Source organism: Gordonia cholesterolivorans (genome assembly GCF_039531975.1).
Classification (GTDB): Bacteria; Actinomycetota; Actinomycetes; order Mycobacteriales; family Mycobacteriaceae; genus Gordonia; species Gordonia sihwensis.
The window spans coordinates 298,727-318,266 of record NZ_BAAARB010000001.1; the positions used below are offsets into that span (position 1 = coordinate 298,727).

16 protein-coding genes are annotated in these 19,540 nt (G+C 67.1%); 6 read left to right on the top strand and 10 right to left on the bottom strand.

All coding sequences use genetic code 11. The features are described from left to right. The first annotated feature begins 97 nt into the window (after nucleotides 1-97). A complete protein-coding gene (locus ABFX36_RS01370) occupies nucleotides 98-919 on the top strand; it encodes an acyl-[acyl-carrier-protein] thioesterase (protein WP_346074720.1) in 822 nt (273 codons plus the stop codon). Between the two features lie 29 nt (nucleotides 920-948). On the opposite strand, the gene ABFX36_RS01375 is transcribed toward ABFX36_RS01370, so the two are convergent. The 3 genes from ABFX36_RS01375 to ABFX36_RS01385 all read right to left on the bottom strand — a co-directional run bounded on the left by ABFX36_RS01375 (nucleotide 949) and on the right by ABFX36_RS01385 (nucleotide 2,898). Continuing rightward, the gene (locus tag ABFX36_RS01375; RefSeq protein WP_006894425.1) at nucleotides 949-1,494 is read right to left on the bottom strand and encodes a DUF3558 domain-containing protein; all 546 of its coding nucleotides are present in this window, start codon (nucleotides 1,492-1,494) and stop codon (nucleotides 949-951) included. Beyond that, nucleotides 1,491-2,366 carry a DUF3558 family protein gene (locus ABFX36_RS01380; protein ID WP_346074721.1) on the bottom strand — a complete coding sequence of 292 codons (876 nt, stop codon included), beginning with the start codon at nucleotides 2,364-2,366 and terminating at the stop codon, nucleotides 1,491-1,493. Before ABFX36_RS01380 ends, ABFX36_RS01375 begins: the two co-directional genes overlap by 4 nt. Before the next feature lie 142 nt (nucleotides 2,367-2,508). Then, nucleotides 2,509-2,898, bottom strand: a complete 390-nt coding sequence (locus ABFX36_RS01385; protein ID WP_006894423.1) for an SHOCT domain-containing protein — start codon at nucleotides 2,896-2,898, stop codon at nucleotides 2,509-2,511. A 270-nt stretch (nucleotides 2,899-3,168) separates the two neighbouring features. On the opposite strand from ABFX36_RS01385, the gene ABFX36_RS01390 reads away from it, so the two are divergent. After that, nucleotides 3,169-3,621, top strand: a complete 453-nt coding sequence (locus ABFX36_RS01390; RefSeq protein WP_045536613.1) for a flavodoxin domain-containing protein — start codon at nucleotides 3,169-3,171, stop codon at nucleotides 3,619-3,621. 32 nt (nucleotides 3,622-3,653) lie between these two features. Here ABFX36_RS01390 and ABFX36_RS01395 read toward each other — a convergent pair whose 3' ends face one another. After that, complete coding sequence (locus ABFX36_RS01395) at nucleotides 3,654-4,514, bottom strand: DMT family transporter (protein ID WP_039866598.1); 861 nt, start codon at nucleotides 4,512-4,514, stop codon at nucleotides 3,654-3,656. Nucleotides 4,515-4,569: 55 nt separating this feature from the next. Then, nucleotides 4,570-5,109 (bottom strand): OsmC family protein, encoded by a 540-nt coding sequence (locus ABFX36_RS01400; protein ID WP_062367406.1) that lies wholly within the window; start codon nucleotides 5,107-5,109, stop codon nucleotides 4,570-4,572. A gap of 127 nt (nucleotides 5,110-5,236) precedes the next feature. Between ABFX36_RS01400 and ABFX36_RS01405 the strand changes: the two genes are divergently transcribed. From ABFX36_RS01405 to ABFX36_RS01415, 3 genes are read left to right on the top strand one after another with little or no spacing between them, the layout of a single operon-like run. Further along, nucleotides 5,237-5,506 (top strand): hypothetical protein, encoded by a 270-nt coding sequence (locus ABFX36_RS01405; RefSeq protein WP_346074722.1) that lies wholly within the window; start codon nucleotides 5,237-5,239, stop codon nucleotides 5,504-5,506. After that, nucleotides 5,503-5,988, top strand: coding sequence for a SixA phosphatase family protein (locus ABFX36_RS01410; protein WP_006894417.1), 486 nt, complete (start codon nucleotides 5,503-5,505; stop codon nucleotides 5,986-5,988). The genes ABFX36_RS01405 and ABFX36_RS01410 overlap by 4 nt, the downstream gene beginning before the upstream one ends. A gap of 31 nt (nucleotides 5,989-6,019) precedes the next feature. Beyond that, a complete protein-coding gene (locus ABFX36_RS01415) occupies nucleotides 6,020-6,523 on the top strand; it encodes a nucleoside deaminase (protein ID WP_346074723.1) in 504 nt (167 codons plus the stop codon). Nucleotides 6,524-6,560: 37 nt separating this feature from the next. On the opposite strand, the gene ABFX36_RS01420 is transcribed toward ABFX36_RS01415, so the two are convergent. Beyond that, entirely contained in the window at nucleotides 6,561-7,664 is a 1,104-nt protein-coding gene (locus tag ABFX36_RS01420) for a DNA polymerase IV (RefSeq protein WP_062367410.1), read from the bottom strand. Nucleotides 7,665-7,696: 32 nt separating this feature from the next. Beyond that, the gene (locus ABFX36_RS01425; RefSeq protein WP_346074724.1) at nucleotides 7,697-10,201 is read right to left on the bottom strand and encodes a hypothetical protein; all 2,505 of its coding nucleotides are present in this window, start codon (nucleotides 10,199-10,201) and stop codon (nucleotides 7,697-7,699) included. Nucleotides 10,202-10,452: 251 nt separating this feature from the next. Between ABFX36_RS01425 and ABFX36_RS01430 the strand changes: the two genes are divergently transcribed. Then, on the top strand, nucleotides 10,453-11,442 hold the full coding sequence (locus ABFX36_RS01430) for an alpha/beta hydrolase (RefSeq protein ID WP_428832036.1): 990 nt from the start codon (nucleotides 10,453-10,455) through the stop codon (nucleotides 11,440-11,442). A gap of 13 nt (nucleotides 11,443-11,455) precedes the next feature. Here ABFX36_RS01430 and ABFX36_RS01435 read toward each other — a convergent pair whose 3' ends face one another. From ABFX36_RS01435 to rpoB, 3 genes are all read right to left on the bottom strand, one after another. Further along, nucleotides 11,456-11,902 (bottom strand): SRPBCC domain-containing protein, encoded by a 447-nt coding sequence (locus ABFX36_RS01435; protein WP_346074725.1) that lies wholly within the window; start codon nucleotides 11,900-11,902, stop codon nucleotides 11,456-11,458. Between the two features lie 107 nt (nucleotides 11,903-12,009). Continuing rightward, nucleotides 12,010-15,966 (bottom strand): DNA-directed RNA polymerase subunit beta', encoded by a 3,957-nt coding sequence (locus tag ABFX36_RS01440; RefSeq protein ID WP_006894411.1) that lies wholly within the window; start codon nucleotides 15,964-15,966, stop codon nucleotides 12,010-12,012. A 37-nt stretch (nucleotides 15,967-16,003) separates the two neighbouring features. Further along, on the bottom strand, nucleotides 16,004-19,504 hold the full coding sequence (gene rpoB, locus ABFX36_RS01445; protein WP_346074726.1) for a DNA-directed RNA polymerase subunit beta: 3,501 nt from the start codon (nucleotides 19,502-19,504) through the stop codon (nucleotides 16,004-16,006). Nucleotides 19,505-19,540 lie beyond the last annotated feature (36 nt).

The window sequence follows — 19,540 nt, forward strand, 5'->3', positions numbered from 1 at the left end:
GTTCTAGTTTCTCCGAGAGTACCGTATTCGAGGTCACACCCCGCCATGCCCGAAGCGTATCCCCGTCTCCGGACGAAGCAGAGGAGTCCCCACCCGAATGACCGCACCGCAGGCCTACCGGCCCCTGGAGGACCGCAAGCCGGGAGCCGACTTCTACTCGGCCGGATACCGCGTCCGGACCGGCGACATCGACCAGGACATGAGAGTTCGGCTCGACGGGATCGCTCGATATCTGCAGGACGTCGCGAACGACAACATCGCCGTCCTTCCGTTCGCCGACACCGACCCCTTCTGGATCATCCGCCGGACCGTGGTCGACGTCCTCGAACCGATCACCTGGCCGTCGGAGCTGAGGATGGAACGGTGGTGCGGCGCACTGTCGACGCGGTGGACCAACATGCGCGTCCGGATCACCGCCGACGGCGGCACCAACCGGTTCAATCCCGAGCCTCGGCCCAACGGCCTCGTGGAGACCGAGGCCTTCTGGATCAACATGACCGAGTCGGGAACGCCCGCACGCATCAGCGATCTCGCGATGGAGACGCTCACCGCGATGACGGACGAGCACCGGTTGCGCTGGAGGGCGATGAATCCCGCCACCCCGCCGGCGGCCGAAGCACTGGAACTGCCCGACCGGGAACACGTCCTGCGGATCACCGACTTCGACCCGTTCAAGCACCTCAACAACGCCGCCTATTTCGAAGCGGTCGAGGACGAGCTGGTCCATCACGCCGACCTGATCGACGGACCGCACCGGGCGATCATCGAGTACCTGCGTCCGATCACCCCCGGCACGCGCGTCACCATCCGCAGGCAGCGGCTCGACGGCACCCTGCTGATCTGGTTCGTCATCCCGGACGACGCCGGCGAACCGCAGGTGGCGGCGTCGGTCTCGGTGGCGTCGATTCCCGCGCCGTGAATCATTCCGCGCCGTGAATCCCGCGCGGACTAGTTGGCGCCGGTCAGGATCAACTCCATCAGTTTGACCGGCGCGGCACAGGCGTCACCGGCCTGCTGCCCCTCCGGTTCCACCCACCACGTGAAGATCCCGCCCGCGGGCGACTTCGCGGTCACTCCGCAGACAGCCGGCCTCGCGGGGTCGCGCTGGGTGAAGGCCGCTTGACTCTGCACCGAGATGTTCTCGGTGGTGAAGCCGAGATGCTGCGCGGTCTCCTTCTCCAGGTTGTAATCGCCCCACTCGAACCAGTTGAAGGTCACGTCGATCTGCTGCGGCAGCACCGACCAACGGCAGTTCGCTCCGAAGAAGTTCGATTCGGCGGTGGTTCCGCCCACCGCCTTCGCGATCGTCGCCGCGGGCAGTACCTCGCACTCGGCGAGCAGTTTGTCGAAACGGCTGGTGTCGACGTGGCCGGTGTCGGAACCGACCGCTCCTCCCTCGCGGACGGGTTGTCCGTCCACCGTGCACGCTGCCGACGCCGCGACCGCCGCCAGGCCCAGCACCGCCGCGGTCGCCCGCCTCCGGATCGACGTCATGCCGCCCCCTTCACGACCTTCTCGGTGATGCTCTTCGCGGCGCCGCACAGCTGGTCCTCGGCGATGGTGGGACCGGCGCCCGGACTGATCGGCGACGCCAGCGAGATCTCGATGAAGTCGGCGTCCCACGCGACGCCGATCTCGCAGATTCCCGCGGTATGGGCGAGGAAGCCGGGATTGCCGTCGATCTCGTAGTCCTGCGTCGTGTCGCGGCTGAGCTGTTCGGTCCCTCGCTCGCGTCCGATCGGCGAGCCGCGGTACCAGTTGAACGAGACCGAACCGTTGCGCTGCGCGTCGGCGCGCCATTCACACGTCGAGGGATTGTCGATCGCCAGCCGCAGACCCGCCATGCCCGACATCCGGACCACGTCGTCGGTCGTCAGCCCACCGCATCGCGCGAACTGCGGACCCGTTCCCGCCTTCGGCGTCTCGGAGACATCCGCCGAGTCGGAACCGCCGCCCGAGCACCCGGCGAGCAGCAGCGCCGCGAGCGCGGCCAGCGTCACCAGAATGATCTCCGAGCGGAAACGGTCGAGTTGCCTGCGTTCGCGCTTCGTCGGCCGTCCCGAACCCCGATCGCGCCGCGGGAGGCTGGCAAGAACCTCCCGCGGCGGCGGAGGCGGACTGTGGTCGATGTAGCACTCGGCCGCGGCCGGTGCGGAGACCCGTTTGCTGATCAGCCGCGTCACCTCGACGATCCGCTCGCGACCGTTCAGCCGCACGGTGACCCGGTCGCCGATCGACACCGGCGCCGCGGGTTTGGCGGTCGCACCGTTGAGCTGGACGTGTCCGGCGCGGCACGCGGCACCCGCGGCCGACCGCGTCTTGGTGAGCCGGATCGCCCAGATCCAGCTGTCGATGCGCGTCGCCATCACGCCCCTTCCCGTGGCAGTCCGATCGTCCCCCACAGTAATCGGACCCGCGGACTGCGCCCGGAAGACGCAGTGCACCGAGAGACGCAGATGCCCGGAACCTGACGAGCAGGTCCCGGGCATCGGGTCGAATGCGATCAGCTCAGGACGCGAGGGCCTTGGCCTTGAGGGCCTCGTACTCGGCCTCGGTGATGGTGCCCGCATCGAGCAGCGACTTCGCGGTCGCGATGTCGGCGGCCGGCGAGCTCTTGCCCGCCGCGTGCCGGATGTACTCCTGGTTCGCCTTCTCCGCGGCCAGCGCCGCTGCCTGACTGCGTTCGGTCATGCCGCGCCCGCGCGCGATCAGGTAGACGAACGCTGTGAGATACGGAAGAACGATGAGGAAGATGATCCAGACGACCTTCCATCCGGCGGCCAGCTTGTGGTCGCGGAACAGGTCGGTCAGGACCATGAAGAGCACCATCAGGTATGCGATGAAGGCGAAGACCAGCACCGTGTACCAGATCACGTTCCAGAACGAACTCCAGTCCATGGGGACCTACTTTCTTAGACGGGCGTCAATCGTATCCACGCTCGGCACCTCATGGGCAACAGCATCACCCGTAAAGGACTATGGTCCCGGCAGCCACTCGAGCCTCATCGCAGCGTCGATCACGGGCCCCTCGGTCGTCACGACAGTGGGGAAAAGGGTCCGCCCCGGCCTCATGAGGGAACAAAGTCCCTGGTAGGGGATTCGACTGAGCGATTAGGTTACGCTACCGTAATCGTCGTCGCAGACCGCAATACCCAGGAGTAAGCAACTATGTCAGCTGTCATCCTCTACGGCACCGAGACCGGCACCGGCGAGCTCGTGGCCGACGCCATCGCAGACGTATTGGCAGCAGACCACGATCCGTCGGTGTACGACATGGCGGAGTTCGCGGTCGAGGATCTCGACGCGAACGACTTCCTGGTGGTCGTCTGTTCCACCTACGGCGAGGGCGAACTGCCCTCCAGCGCGCTCCCGTTCGCGGACGAACTGGACGAGGAGAAGCCGGACCTCGCCGGGCTGCGTTTCGCGGTGTTCGGCATGGGCGACACCGTCTACGGCGACACCTACAACAAGGGCGGCGAGATCATGGCTGCCAAGCTCACCGAGCTGGGCGCGGTCCAGGTCGGCGAGCATTTCCGCCACGACGCGTCCTCGGCGGTGAAGCCGGCCAAGGCCGCCGAGGAATGGGCGCAGTCGCTCCCGGCGCTCATCGAGCAGGACTGAGCCGGCACACACCCCGACTCAGTGCGTGGACGTCACGGTCCGACGTTCACCCGCTCTTCACGCGTCTCACTCCGCTGTCCGCCTCGGACCGCCGCGTCCTGGGCGAGCTTGACCACCGCCGTCGCCGCGACCAGCGCCACGACGCAGAGGAACACGGCCGTCGGCGCGCTGACGTAGATGTTCTCGCCGAGCAGTGCGACGCCGAGGATCATGGCGACGGTCGGTTCCATCACGTTCATCGCGGGGAACGAGGTCTGCAGATCGCCGGCACCGAAACCCCGCTGCTGCGCGACGATCGCCAGCACGATGACCGCGATGAGCAGGTACAGCTCGGCATGCGGGAGCACGGACAGCGGGTCGTCCACGATGCGCAGGGCGACAGCCTTGATGAGCAGTGCGGACACGCCGAACAACGCTCCGGACGCCAGACCGTAGCTCAGCGCTCGGAAATGCGCGCTCCGGCACCGTTCGGCATTGACCACGATTCCGATGATCCCCAGCACCAATGCCCCGACCGTGATGCCCATGACCACCACGTTCGGTCGCCGATCGGTCGATACCGGGCGCGCGAGCACCAGGAACAGGACCACGCACACCACGAGCGTCAGACCCCACAGCCATTCGGCGCGCTCGAACCGGCGTCTGTCTATCCAGGCCTCCATGGGCAGCGCGAACAGGACCGCCAGCACCACCAGTGGCTGGACCACGAGTATCGATCCGAGGCCGAGCGCGGCGGCCTGGAGACCGAAGCCGGCCAGTGCGATCACGGCTCCGAGCCACCAGCCGGCGGTGATGGCGCCACTGGCGGCCGACGCCCGCTGCCGAAGCACGGTTCCGCCGGCGATCAGCACTGCTGCGGTGATCGCGAGCAGTATCGGTGCCCAGGTATGCATCACTGACAGATTAGTGCCCGCGACACCGCCCGAGTCGGCTACCGGCCGGTGGGACTCAGCGTGCGATGCGGAGTTCGGTGGTGACCGGCGTGGCGTTCACCGTCAGGTCCTGCACCGGGCAGTGGCGTTCGACGATCTCCTGGAGCCGCTGGTAGTCCCCGTCCGACGCAGGTCCGGAGATGTCGGCGATCACGCGCACCGCGGTGAATCCCGGTCGCACGTCGGCGTCGAGTCCGAAGAACCCGCGGACGTCCAGATCACCTTCGGCCGACAGAGTGAGATCGTCGAACTCCACCCCGAGCCGTTCGGCCCAGAAGCGGTAGGTCACCACCTGGCACGACAGCAGTGCGGCCAGGTAGTACTCGACCGGGTTGGGCGCGCTGTCGGTTCCGCCGAGGGTCGGCGGCTCGTCGACCCGGACGCTGAACGAGCGCAGGGAGACCTCGCTCGACACTCCGGCCGTCGCCACCGCGGATGCGCCGAAGACCACCTGGGCATTGCTCGCCCTGGCGGCGACGGCATCGGCCGTGGCGGCGGCGATGGAGTTGAGCGGGGTCCGCGAATCCGGGATGTCGATGAGCTGTGTTGTCGTCATGGATGGAACCGTACGAAGATCCCGAGGCGCCGCACAGGGTTGCGGCCACAGCGGGTTTAAGCCTCGTCCGGCCCCGCCGCGGCCGCGCCTGCCCGGTTCTGTCACCCCCTGGATCTACCGTGTGGGCATGAGCTATCGCAGAGAACTCGAGCGGATGACGACACTGTCGTCGCAGGACATCGACGATGCCTGCGGGGGCTCGCGCATCCCGGCGTTGATCAACCACTGCGTCGACGAACTGCTGGAACTGACCGAGCTCGCCGACGAGGCGCTCACCGACGAACGCATCGAGGAGCACGTCCTCTACGTGCAGGAGGTCTCGGCGTGGCGAGAGACCGCTCAACTGCTTCGGCGCATGGCGGCCGACCGCACCGTGCGCAGTACCGGTGCCGCATGACCGACCGCACCCTCATTCTGATGCGGCACGGCAAGTCCGCCTATCCGGACGGTGTCTACGATCACGATCGCCCGCTGAATGAGCGCGGGATGCGGCAGGCGCAGCTCGCCGGACGATGGATGACCGAGGACCGCCTCGCCGTCGATCAGGTGCTCTGTTCCACCTCGCTCAGGACGAGGATGACCCTCGAACAGACCGGCGTCGCCGCGCCGGTGGAGTTCATCGACGATCTGTACGGCGGGACGCCGTCGGAGGTGTTCGAGGCGGTTCGGATCCACACCCCGCCCGAAGCGTCCACCGTGCTGGTGGTGGGGCACTTCCCCGGCATGCCGGAGACCGCCCTGAGCCTCGATCCGGCCGGCGAGATCGACCGGTTTCCGACCTCCGCCTACGCGGTGCTGCGCATCGGTGTGCCCTGGGATCGCCTCGGGCTCGACGTGGACGCCGACGCCCGGCTCCTCGCGTTCCGGGTACCCCGCTGACCGCGGGGTTCTCCACGGTAACGTCGGCCGCATGACCCACACGATCACCGCACCGACCGACGTGGACCTGGTGCACCTGCGTCGATGCATCACTCTCGCCCGCGAAGCGCTCGACTCGGGCGACGAACCGTTCGGCTCGCTGATCGTCGATGCCGAGGGCATGGTCCGGTTCGCCGACCGCAACCGGGTCGGTGCCGGCGACCGCACGCGGCACCCGGAGTTCGCGATCGCCCGGTGGGCGGCGAAGAATCTGACCGAGGAACAACGAGCCGCGGCCACCGACTATACCTCCGGCGAACACTGTCCGATGTGTTCGGCGGCGCACGCGTGGGTCGGGCTGGGGCGGATCGTCTACGCGGTCGGCGCCCGCCGGCTCAGCACCTGGCGCACCGAGTGGGGTCTGCCCGAGGGCCCGGTCGCGGCCCTGCCGATCAACGAGGTCGCACCGGACGTCCCCGTCTCCGGTCCGGCCCCCGAACTGGCCGACGAGATCCGCGAGTTGCACGCTCGTTCGGCCGGAGTGAACCTCACCTGACCCGCGCCGGAATCCGGCGGCCGCACTGCCGCCGGATTCACTCCGGGTCGAGCAGTTCCAGCCGCACCGCGAGCAGTCTGATCGGCCGGTCGATCTCGAAGGCGTCGAGCAAATCGTCCGCGACAGCCGCGATCGCATCGAGAGACGTCGTCGGAGCCGGCAGCTTACGCATCTTGGTTCTGGTGAAGAATGTGGCCGTCCGTACGGTGAGGCCGACACGGAACGGGGTGCGCCCCTCCGCGACCACCTGTTCGAGCACCTCCTCGGTGAGGGCCCGCACCGCCTCGTGCAGTCGGCCGGGATCGGTGAGGTCGGTGTCGTAGGTCCGCGCCTTCGAATGCGACTTGGCGATCCGCGGCTCGTCGGAGATCGCGTCATCGCCTCCGCCCCGGCACAGCACGTACAGCCAGTCGCCCTGGTGCGGGCCGAACATCGCCGTCAAGTCGTCTCGATCGGCGGCGGCGAGCTGCGCCACAGTGTCGATTCCCGCGGCCGACAGCTTGGCCGCGGTCCGCGATCCCACACTCCACAGTTCGCGGCAGGGACGGTGGTTCATCAGCGAGGCCCAGTTGCCGTCGTCGAGCACGAAGACCCGCTGTTCCTCGCCGGCCTCCGGACTCCGGACGGCCTGCTTCGCGAATCCGGTCGCCGCCTTGGCACGCTGTTTGTTGTCGGAGACGCCCACGCAGCAGTCCAACCCGGTCGCCGCCACCACCGCTCGTCTGATGCTCCGCGCCGTCTCGATGACGTCGGCGGCACTCAGCAGACGCGGGCCCGCGCGGTCTTCGATTCCCAGATAGGCCTCATCCCAGCCCCACACCTCGAGTGCATCGCCGAATCCCCGGAGGACGTCCATCACGCGCTCGGATGCGGCTTCGTACTCCCCCATGTCGAGCGGGAGGAATACCGCGTCGGGCGCCTTCTTGCTCGCGGCGCGCATCGGCATACCTGCCCGTACTCCGTCCGCGCGCGCCTCGTACGAGGCGCAGGTCACCACCTGCCGGGCACGCGTCGGATCGCCGTCCCCGCCGACGATCACCGCCTGTCCGACCAACTCCGGTCGCCGCTGCCGCTCCACGGAGACCTGGAACTGGTCGAGGTCGACGTGGAGCAGCCATCGGTAGCGGGTCGGGACACCCATGCGTCAACTGTATGGGAACACCGGCGGGCGGATCAGCCCGCGAGGGCGGGCTCGGGCTCGGTGGCGGAAGTCTCCGGCGCGGGCTGGTCGCTCGCAGGGGTCTCGCTCGCAGGCGTCTCGGCGGCGGGCTCCTCAGACGGCGTCTCCTGGGTCGGCGTCTCCTGGGACGGCGCGGGCTCGACGATCTCGATCGGAGCCGGCTCCGGAGCCGGGTTGACGATCATCGGAGGCAGATTCGTCGACGGTTCGCCGACGACCGCGTCGGCGAGCGCACGCTCGGGAGCGGAGGTGGTGACCGCGGCGGGGGTCGCCGTGTCGTCATCCTGCGTCGGCTCGGCAGTACTCCCCGGCCCTGTCGGCCCTGTCTGCTTCGCAGTGAGCCCGTCGATCAGGTTCTTGGCGAACTTCACGTCGTCGCCGATCGTGACAGTGTTCAGGTAGTTGCGCAGTGTCCCGATGGGATCGAAGGGGTTGTCGAGGCTCAGGGTGCCGAGTCCGAACGGATTGTCCACCTGCACCAGGCTGATCTTCGGCAGCAGGCCGGCGTGCGCACCCTGAGTGATCCTCGTGATCTGCGGCAGTCCGATCAGGTTCGGGCGAGTGCTGCCGTTCACCTCCACCGGCGGGAAGAACACGATCTGGTGTCCGAGCCATTCCACGGTGATCGGGTTGCGCAGTCCGTAATCACTGGTCAGCCAGTGCGCGGTGACGGTCCGCTCCACCACCGGATCGAGGATCGGCGCACCGGACTCATCGGTGGCCTGCTCCATCAGCTGCTTGCCGTCGGGACCGAGCTTTGGCTTCTTCACCGACCTGGTCTTGGTCTCGGTCTTCTGCTCGCCGGTCTCCTCGTCGATGACGGGAGCGCCGTTCTCGTCGACGACCGGCGCCTGGTACTCCTCATTGACCCACTCGTACACGCCGACCATCCGCGGCGCGGTCTTGACCCGCATCACCTGCTTGCCGTCGGCATCGAGCTTCGGGGTCACCCCGTCGGCCTCGAACACCGGTTCCTTGGCGTACACCGTCTGCACGTCCTTGGTGAACCGCACGAAGTCCTTGGCGAACTTGATCCGGTCCTCGCCGGACATCAACGCCTTGAGCATGTCGGCCACGAACGGAGTGTCCATCATCGAGCCGAGGTCGCCGTCGCCCGACAGCAGCGGTGCCATCTGCTTCAGCAGCGCATCGTTGCCGAAGAGCAACGACGTGACGTCGGTCAGTCCCCACTGCTCCTGGCGGTGACCGCCGTCGGTGACCGGACGCAGATCCTTGTAGTAGTCGAACGTGCCGAGGGCGTTGGTACACGAACCGAGGCCCTCCGCCGTCGCCCGCGTCTGGAAGCCGAAGCAGGCCACCTCCTTCAGACCCGGCAGGTTGCCGTTGATGCCGTCGACCAGATCGAGCATTCCGGCGGCGTCGGCCCCGGCCTCACCCGCGAGGCTGGAGTCGAGCAGACCCGCATTGCGCAGCTGGGTGAAGTCGAGTTCCTGTCCGAACCAGGTGAACTTGATGTCGCTGGTGTCCATGTTCACCGCGGACGCGAGACCCAGCTGCGACTGCGCGGTCGACGTCCGCCCGTGATCGGCGCCGGCGAGCGCTACCGCCAGCGCGTTGGCGGTCTGCGCGAGCGCAGTTCCCCCGCGCATCGACAGCGCGACGTTGATGCCGTCGCCGACGATGGTGGAACTGCCGATCGGCTTCACCGGAGCAGGCAGATCCTGCGGCTGGGTGTAGTCGTACTTGTGGTTGGTCAGGTATTCGGCGAGCTTGAGCGCCTCGGTGCGCTTCTCGAGATTGAGATCCTCGCCCTTGGTGACCTTCGTACCGCCGACGAAGAGGCAGCCGCCCAGCACCGTGTTCTTGATCGATCCGTCGTTCTGGAGGCATCCGTCCTTCGCCGCCCTGTTCACCGGCAGGGCCGCGTCGCGCTGGATCTCGGCGTAGGTCTTGTACTTGTCGAACGCGCCCGGATCGACCCTCGGCATGCCCAGCGCGGAGGCAGCGCCCTTCACGAAGTCCCTGCCGAGGGTGACGCCGCCGAGGATCTCGAGCAGGTTCCGCTCCCCCATCCGGTACTTGACGACGAGCAGGTTGATGTCGTCACCGAGGTCGAGCACCATGTTCTCGGCCGCCTGGCCGACCTCGAGAGTCTCGGGCAGCACCAACGCGACGCCCGTTCCGTTGGAGCCCTTGCAGTCCGCGATCGCCTGCGGCGGGGCCGCCGGATCGAAGTCCGTGCTCTTCGACGAGTCCGGACCGGTCGCGAGCGCACCCGTCCGGCACATCTCGACGAATTGGGAGACCATCGGATCGTCGAGCATGCCGAGGATCGCGTTCGGGTCCAGATCGCCCAGCCCGGCGATCGCGGTGGTCGAGGTCTCCGCGAAGGCGTGACCCGCGGGAGCCATGGCCGCACCTGCACCCAGAGCCGCGACGGCTCCCACCGCAGCGATCCCCTTCTTCAGCCGGCGTCGGCGCGCGCCTTCGGCGCGATCGAGTGCGCGGCGCTGCGCACGGTTCATGGGCTCAGTCACAGTTCTTCTCCAGAAGGGGGCGGATCTCTTCGCAAATCGGTCGAATCATAATTCGTGCCAGATTCCGGGTTCGTTTCGGCTGAACGGACGACGTGGCACGAATCTGACTTCGCCCAGGTCGAGGTGGCACAAATCCATTCCTCGCGAACGCACGCCGGCGACGGGGGCCGAGTCTCGCGACTCTATCGATTCAGAAACGACCGGCTTTGCCGGTTTCCCATCCGTCACACCCGTCTCGTACGGTGCCCTGTATGGCAGGAACTCGCACTACTCGACGCATGCCCTGGATCGCACGCCTCGCGATCATCGCCCTCGCCGGCACGATGGCGCTCCTGGTGCTGCCCGCCGCTCCGGCCGATGCGGCGCCCCGCGTGACCGCGGAACAACGGATCAGTGCCACCGTCAGCCTGATCTCGGTGTACTCGCCGTCGATGCATCGCACGATCCGCGCGCACGTGTTGCATCCCGCCGGACGGCCGAGCGGACTTCCGACTTTCTACATGCTGCCGGGCGCCGGCGGTGCCGAGGACGGGATCTCCTGGTACGACAACACACCGGTTCGCCGGTTCTTCGCCGATAAGCGCACCAATGTGGTCCTGCCGATCGGCGGACGGTTCTCGATGATGACCGACTGGATCTCCGACGACCCGATCCTCGGCCGCAACAAGTGGCAGACCTTCGTCAACCGGGAGCTCCCCGCAGCGGTGAACCGAGCCTTCCGCACCAACGGAGTCAGCGCACTCTCGGGTGTCTCCATGTCCGCCGGTCCGGCACTCGACCTCGCGACGCAGGCGCCCGGAAAGTACCGCGCCGTGGCCGCGTACAGCGGCTGTCCCGGCGCCGCCGATCCGCTCGGCACCATCGCGGCCACGGCGATCGTCGCCCGCGGCGGCGGCAACGTGCTCAATATGTGGGGACCTCCCGGCGGCCCGGCCTGGCGTGCCCACGATCCAGTGCTCAATGCCGCCAAGCTGCGCGGCACCGCCGTCTACCTGTCGGCGGGTTCGGGCCTGCCCGGTCCCGTCGACGGTGATCCGCTGCGCACCGGCGGCGGGCTCGTCGGCGGCAACATCATGGAGGCCATCGCGCTGCGGTGCACCACGAATATGGCCGACCGGCTGAGCGCCCTGGGTATCCCGCACACCTTCGTGCACCGGCCCGACGGCGTCCACACCTGGGGCCTGTTCTACGCCGACCTTCGCAATTCATGGCCGATGATCGCGCGCGCGATCGGCGCCTGAGCGCACGCCGCGCTCATTCCCGGGCGAGTTCCTCCGCACGTGGCGCCAGAGCCCGCGTCACGGAAGCGAACTTCGCGACGAGCTCCTTGCCGAACAGCAGCTTGACGATGCCCGACGCCGGGCCGGTGATCTCGAAGTGCGACTCGTACCGGCTGCGTCCGTCGCCGAGGTCCACCACGGTGTGCCTGCGCAGGCTGCGCACCGCGCCGAACGGCGCGGGCTTCATCCGATAGGAGAACGACCGGCCCTCGTCGACGGCGTCGATGTACTCACGCGTCCGCTTCAGCCCGCCCGGACCGAGCCGGAAGCGCATGTCGATCGGATCGCCCGGCCGCAGGGTGGATCGGCACTCCACCTGGAAGGGATTCCATTCGCCGTACGCATCGAAGTCGGTCAGCACCTGCCACACCACGGCGGCGGGAGCGTCGATGTCGATCCAACTGTCGGTGATCAGAGCCATGCGGCCATCGTAGAACACGTTCTAAATCGGCGGCGTTCGCCGGGTCGAGGCACGATACGACGAGGGTCCCGCCTCCGGATGGAGACGGGACCCTGCGTTCGGTCGGATCAGCGGAAGTCGCTGCCGAAGCCGTAGTCGTCCAGCGGAACGGCGGCACCGCTCGGGGCACCGAAGGTGCCGTCCGGGCTGTAGTAGGTGTCGTCGTAGGTCGGCAGGGCGTACGCCGCTGCGCGGGCCTCCTCGGTCGGCTGGACCTCGATGTTGCGGTAGCGGTTGATACCGGTACCGGCCGGGATCAGCTTACCGATGATCACGTTCTCCTTGAGGCCGACGAGCTTGTCGCTGCGATTGTTGATCGCCGCATCGGTCAGCACGCGGGTGGTCTCCTGGAACGACGCCGCCGACAGCCACGAATCGGTGGCCAGCGAGGCCTTCGTGATGCCCATGAGGACCGGTCGGCCGGCAGCCGGCTCCCCGCCCTCGGCGACGACGGCCCGGTTGGCCGCCTCGAACTCGGCGCGCTCGGTGAGCGAACCGGGCAGGAACTCGGTGGCGCCGGAGTCGATGATCGTCACACGGCGCAGCATCTGGCGGACGATCGTCTCCACGTGCTTGTCGTGGATCGACACACCCTGGCTCCGGTACACCTCCTGGACCTCGTTGACCAGGTGGATCTGCACCTGACGCGGGCCCATCACGCGGAGCACCTCGTGCGGATCGGCAGCGCCCTCGAGGAGCTGCTGACCGACCTCGACGTGATCGCCGTCGGCCAGCAGACGCTCGCTGCCGTCCTCGTGGCGGAACACGCGCAGACGCTGACGCTTCGACAGCTTGTCGTACACGACCTCGTCGCTCCCGTCGTCCGGGATGATCGTGATCTTGTAGAACCGGTCGTCGTCCTCCATGCGGACCCGGCCCGAGACCTCGGCGATCGGGGCCTTGCCCTTGGGGACACGGGCTTCGAACAGCTCGGTGACTCGCGGCAGACCACCGGTGATGTCGTCACCGACGCCACCCTGGTGGAAGGTACGCATCGTCAGCTGCGTGCCGGGCTCACCGATCGACTGCGCCGCGATGATGCCGACGGCCTCGCCGATGTCGACGAGCTTGCCGGTGGCCATCGAACGGCCGTAGCAGTGCGCGCACACGCCGGTGCCGGTGGCACAGGTCAGGACCGAACGGACCTTGACCTCGGAGATGCCTGCCGCGAGGAGAGCCTCGATGGCCGGATCGCCCAGGTCGTGCCCGCGCTCCACCACGACGTTTCCGTCCGCGTCGACCGCATCGGCCGCGAGCGTACGGGCGTACGCCGAGGTCTCGACGTGGGCGTCGCGGATGATGCTGCCGTCCGGCTGCTTCTCGCCGAGCGGCACCACGATGCCGCGCTCGGTGCCGCAGTCGGTCTCGCGGACGATGACGTCCTGCGACACGTCCACCAGACGACGGGTCAGGTAGCCCGAGTCGGCCGTACGCAGTGCCGTGTCCGCCAGACCCTTACGAGCGCCGTGCGTGTTGATGAAGTACTCGGCAACGGTCAGGCCCTCGCGGAACGAGGACTTGATCGGGCGCGGGATGAACTCACCCTTCGGGTTCGTCACCAGGCCCTTCATACCCGACAGGTTGCGGACCTGGGTCATGTTGCCCGTGGCACCCGACTTCGGGATCATCGTGATCGGGTTGTCGTCGGGGTAGTAGTCCTCGAGCGCCTTACCGACCTCTTCGGTGGCCTGCTTCCAGATCTCGACCAGGGCGTCGCGACGCTCGTCGGGGGTAAGACCACCGCGCTGGAACTTGCGCTCCAGACCGTCGGCCCGCTCCTCGTAGCGCTCCAGGATCTCTGCCTTGGCCGGCGGCACCAGAACGTCCGACATCGAGACGGTGACGCCCGAGCGGGTGGCCCAGTAGAAGCCCACGTCCTTCAGCTTGTCGACGGTCTGCGCGACGACGATCATCGGGTAGCGCTCGGCGAGATCGTTGATGATCACGGCCTGACGCTTCTTCGGCATCTGCTCGTCGATGAACGGGTAGTCGCGCGGCAGCAGCTCGTTGAACAGCACACGTCCCAGGGTGGTGACGGTCTCCCACGGCTGACCACGGGTCCAGCCCTCCGGGAACAGCTCCGCCTCCACGTCGGCGGGCGGACGCTGGTCGGTCAGCCGCACCTTGATGCGCGACTGGATGGTCAGCGCACCGCGGTCGACGGCCATGATGGCCTCGGCCGGGCTCGAGTAGACGCCGCGCTCCACGTCGCCGTCCGTGGCACCGGTGTACTCGCCGGTCAGACCGTCCTTCTGGGTGGTCAGGTAGTACAGGCCGGTCACCATGTCCAGACGCGGCATGGCCAGCGGGCGGCCCGATGCCGGCGACAGGATGTTGTTCGAGGACAGCATCAGGATGCGGGCCTCGGCCTGCGCCTCCGCGGACAGCGGCAGGTGCACGGCCATCTGGTCACCGTCGAAGTCGGCGTTGAACGCCTCACAGACCAGCGGGTGCAGCTGGATGGCCTTGCCCTCCACCAGCTGCGGCTCGAAGGCCTGGATGCCGAGTCGGTGCAGCGTCGGCGCACGGTTCAGCAGAACCGGGTGCTCGGCGATGACCTCTTCGAGGACATCCCAGACGGCGGGGCGCTGACGCTCCACCATGCGCTTGGCCGACTTGATGTTCTGGGCCTGGTTGAGATCCACCAGACGCTTCATCACGAAGGGCTTGAACAGTTCCAGAGCCATCAGCTTCGGCAGGCCGCACTGATGCAGCTTGAGCTGCGGGCCGACGACGATGACGCTTCGGCCCGAGTAGTCGACGCGCTTGCCGAGCAGGTTCTGACGGAATCGGCCCTGCTTGCCCTTGAGCAGATCGCTCAGGGACTTCAGCGGGCGGTTGCCCGGCCCGGTGACCGGACGGCCGCGACGGCCGTTGTCGAACAGCGCGTCCACCGACTCCTGCAGCATCCGCTTCTCGTTGTTGACGATGATCTCGGGAGCACCGAGGTCGATCAGTCGCTTGAGACGGTTGTTGCGGTTGATGACACGGCGGTACAGATCGTTCAGATCGGAGGTCGCGAAGCGGCCACCGTCGAGCTGAACCATCGGGCGCAGTTCCGGCGGGATCACCGGCACGGCGTCGAGCACCATCGCCTGGGGCGAGTTGCCGGACTGCTGGAACGCCGCCACGACCTTCAGCCGCTTCAGCGCGCGCAGCTTCTTCTGGCCCTTGCCGCTGCGGATCGTCTCGCGCAGCGACTCGGCCTCGGCCTCGATGTCGAAGTTCTCGAGCAGCTTCTTGATGGCCTCGGCGCCCATCGAGCCGGTGAAGTACTCGCCGAAACGGTCCTCGAGCTCGCGGTACAGACGCTCGTCGACGATCAGATCGCCCGGGGTGAGCTTGGTGAACTTGTCCCAGATCTCGTCGAGAGCCTCGACCTCGCGGTTCGCGTGGTCACGCATGCGCTTGAGCTCACGCTCGGCGGCGTCGCGGACCTTGCGCTTGGCGTCGGCCTTGGCGCCCTCGGCCTCGAGCTCGGCCAGATCGGCCTCGAGCTTCTGCTGACGCTCGGCGAGAGCGGCCTCGAGATCGTCGAGGATCGCCTTGCGCTCCACACCGATCTCGGCCTCGCGGGTCGAGAGCTCGGCGTGACGCAGCTCGTCGTCGACGGCGGTGATCACGTAGGCGGCGAAGTAGATGATCTTCTCGAGATCCTTCGGCGCCAGGTCGAGCAGGTAGCCCAGCCGGCTCGGCACACCCTTGAAGTACCAGATGTGCGTGACCGGGGCGGCCAGCTCGATGTGGCCCATGCGCTCACGGCGCACCTTGGCCTTGGTCACCTCGACGCCGCAGCGCTCACAGATGATGCCCTTGAAGCGCACGCGCTTGTACTTGCCGCAGTAGCACTCCCAGTCGCGAGTCGGTCCGAAGATCTTCTCGCAGAACAGGCCGTCCTTCTCGGGCTTGAGCGTGCGGTAGTTGATGGTCTCCGGCTTCTTGACCTCACCGTACGACCAGTTGTGGATGTCGTCGGCCGTCGCAAGGCCGATCTTCAGTTCGTCGAAAAAGTTGACGTCGAGCACTAGTTGCCTTTCAGTGTCTCTTCTAGTCAGGTGAGGATCAGTTGGCGAGATCGTCGACCGTGGCGGACTCGTTGCGCGACAGGTTGATGCCAAGGTTGGCAGCAGCGCGCTCGAGGTCCTCGTCGTCGGTGTCGCTCATCTCGATGGCGGTGCCCTCGCTGGAGAGGACCTCCACGTTGAGGCACAGCGACTGGAGCTCCTTCAGGAGCACCTTGAACGACTCCGGGATGCCCGGCTCGGGGATGTTCTCGCCCTTGACGATGGCCTCGTACACCTTCACGCGGCCGACGACGTCGTCCGACTTGATGGTCAGCAGCTCCTGCAGGGTGTAGGCGGCGCCGTAGGCCTGCATCGCCCAGCACTCCATCTCACCGAAGCGCTGGCCGCCGAACTGGGCCTTACCGCCGAGCGGCTGCTGGGTGATCATCGAGTACGGACCGGTGGAACGCGCGTGGATCTTGTCGTCCACCAGGTGGTGCAGCTTGATGATGTACATGTAGCCGACCGAGACCGGGTACGGGAAGGGCTCGCCGGAACGACCGTCGAACAGCGTCGCCTTGCCGTCCGGACCCACCATGACCTCACCGTCGCGGTTCGGCAGGGTGGAACCGAGCAGACCCGCGAGCTCGTCGTCCTTCGCACCGTCGAACACCGGGGTCGCGGTGTTCGTGTTCGGCGGAGCCGAGTGCATCGCCTCGGGCAGGCGCTTGGCCCACTCCTCCTCGAGCTTCTCCGTGTCGATGTCCCAGCCGGCCTTCGACACCCAGCCGAGGTGGGTCTCGAGGATCTGGCCGATGTTCATACGACGCGGAACACCGTGGGTGTTCAGGATGATGTCGACCGGGGTGCCGTCGGGCAGGAACGGCATGTCCTCCTGCGGGAGGATCTTGCCGATGACGCCCTTGTTGCCGTGGCGGCCGGCCAGCTTGTCGCCGTCCTGGATCTTGCGCTTCTGCGCCACGTAGACGCGGACCAACTCGTTGACGCCGGGCGCCAGGTCGTCGTCCTCGTCGCGGCTGAACGTGCGGACACCGATGACCTTGCCGGTCTCGCCGTGCGGCACCTTCAGCGAGGTGTCGCGGACCTCGCGAGCCTTCTCACCGAAGATCGCGCGCAGCAGGCGCTCCTCCGGGGTGAGCTCGGTCTCGCCCTTCGGCGTGACCTTGCCGACCAGGATGTCGCCGTCGCGGACCTCGGCACCGATGCGGACGATGCCGCGCTCGTCGAGATCGGCCAGCACCTCGTCGGAGACGTTCGGGATGTCCCGGGTGATCTCCTCGGCACCGAGCTTGGTGTCGCGGGCGTCGATCTCGTGCTCCTCGATGTGAATCGAGGTGAGCACGTCCTCTTCCACGAGGCGCTGCGACAGAATGATCGCGTCCTCGTAGTTGTGACCCTCCCACGGCATGATCGCCACGAGCAGGTTCTTGCCCAGCGCCATCTCGCCCTGGTCGGTGCAGGGGCCGTCGGCCAGGACCTGACCGGCCTCCACCCGCTGCCCCTCGTCGACGATCGGCACCTGGTTGGCGCACGTGCCGTGGTTGCTGCGCTCGAACTTGCGCAGACGGTAGCTGTCGCGCGTTCCGTCGTCGGCCATCACCGTGATGAAGTCGGCGGAGACCTCCTCCACGACACCGGTCTTGCCGGTGACGATCACGTCGCCGGCGTCGACCGCCGCACGCAGCTCCATGCCGGTGCCGACCAGCGGCGCCTCGCTGCGGACCAGCGGCACCGCCTGGCGCTGCATGTTGGCGCCCATCAGCGCACGGTTGGCGTCGTCGTGCTCGAGGAACGGGATCATCGCGGTGGCGACCGACACCATCTGGCGCGGCGACACGTCGAGGTACTCGACCGACTTGGCCGGAACGAACTCCACCTCGGCGCCCTTGATGCGGACCAGGACACGCTCGTCGGTGATGGTGCCGTCGGCGTCGTAGTTGGTGTTGGCCTGACCGATCAGGTAGCGATCCTCCTCATCGGCGGTCATGTACTCGATCTCGTCGGTCAGCACACCGTCGACCACCTTGCGGTACGGGGTCTCGATGAAGCCGAACGGATTCACCCGCGCGTACACCGAGAGCGAACCGATCAGACCGATGTTCGGACCCTCGGGGGTCTCGATCGGGCACATGCGGCCGTAGTGCGAGGGGTGCACGTCGCGGACCTCGAGGCCGGCGCGCTCACGCGACAGACCGCCCGGACCCAGCGCCGAGAGACGACGCTTGTGCGTCAGCCCCGACAGCGGGTTGTTCTGGTCCATGAACTGCGACAGCTGGCTGGTTCCGAAGAACTCCTTGATGGCCGCGACCACGGGGCGGATGTTGATCAGCGTCTGCGGGGTGATCGCCTCGGCGTCCTGGGTGGTCATGCGCTCACGCACCACCCGCTCCATACGCGACAGGCCCACGCGGATCTGGTTCTGGATCAGCTCACCCACGGTGCGGAGCCGGCGGTTGCCGAAGTGGTCGATGTCGTCGACCTCGACCGGCACCTCGACGCCGCCCGGGACGGTCATCATGGTGGTGATGTTGGGGTCGGCCTCGTGCAGGCGCACCAGGTACTCGACCGTGGCGATGATGTCCTCGGTGGTCAGCGTGGATTCGCCGACCATCGGGTTCGCCGTGAGGCCGAGCTTCTTGTTGATCTTGTAGCGGCCGACGCGAGCGAGGTCGTAGCGCTTCTCCTTGAAGAACAGGTTCTCCAGCAGGCTCTCCGCGGACTCCTTGGTCGGGGGCTCACCCGGACGCAGCTTGCGGTAGACCTCGAGCAGGGCCTCGTCCTGATTGGTGGTCGCGTCCTTCTCCAGGGTCGACATCATGATCTCGGAGAAGCCGAAGCGTTCGGCGATGTCCTCGTTGGTCATGCCGAGTGCCTTGAGCAGGATGGTGACCGGCTGACGACGCTTGCGGTCGATGCGGACACCCACGGTGTCGCGCTTGTCGACGTCGAACTCCAACCAGGCGCCGCGGCCCGGGATCACCTTCACCGAGTGCAGCGTCTTCTCGGTGGTCTTGTCGATCGTGGAGTCGAAGTAGACACCGGGGCTGCGGACCAGCTGGCTCACCACGACACGCTCGGTGCCGTTGATGATGAAGCTGCCCTTGTCGGTCATGATCGGGAAGTCGCCCATGAAGACGGTCTGCGACTTGATCTCACCGGTGTTGTTGTTGATGAACTCCGCGGTGACGAACAACGGCGCCGCGTAGGTCATGTCCTTGTCCTTGCACTCATCGATCGAGGCCTTGACCTCGTCGAAGTGCGGATCAGAGAACGACAGCGACATCGAGGACGAGAAGTCTTCGATCGGCGAGAGTTCGCGGAGGACTTCCTCGAGTCCGCCGACCGGGTTCTCCTCACCCCGTGCAATCGCCTTTGCGCGCCACTCGGGCGTACCCACAAGCCATTCGAACGAGTCGAGCTGCAGATCCAGCAGACCCGGAACCTCGAGCGGCTCGTCGATCTTGGCGAAGGAAGCGCGGTGCGGCGCGCCCGGGATGATTCCCGCTGTGGTTGAGGTGGACTGGCGGTCGAGTGCCAAGATGCGTCCTTCCAACACGAAGTTTCTCGGTGCGTG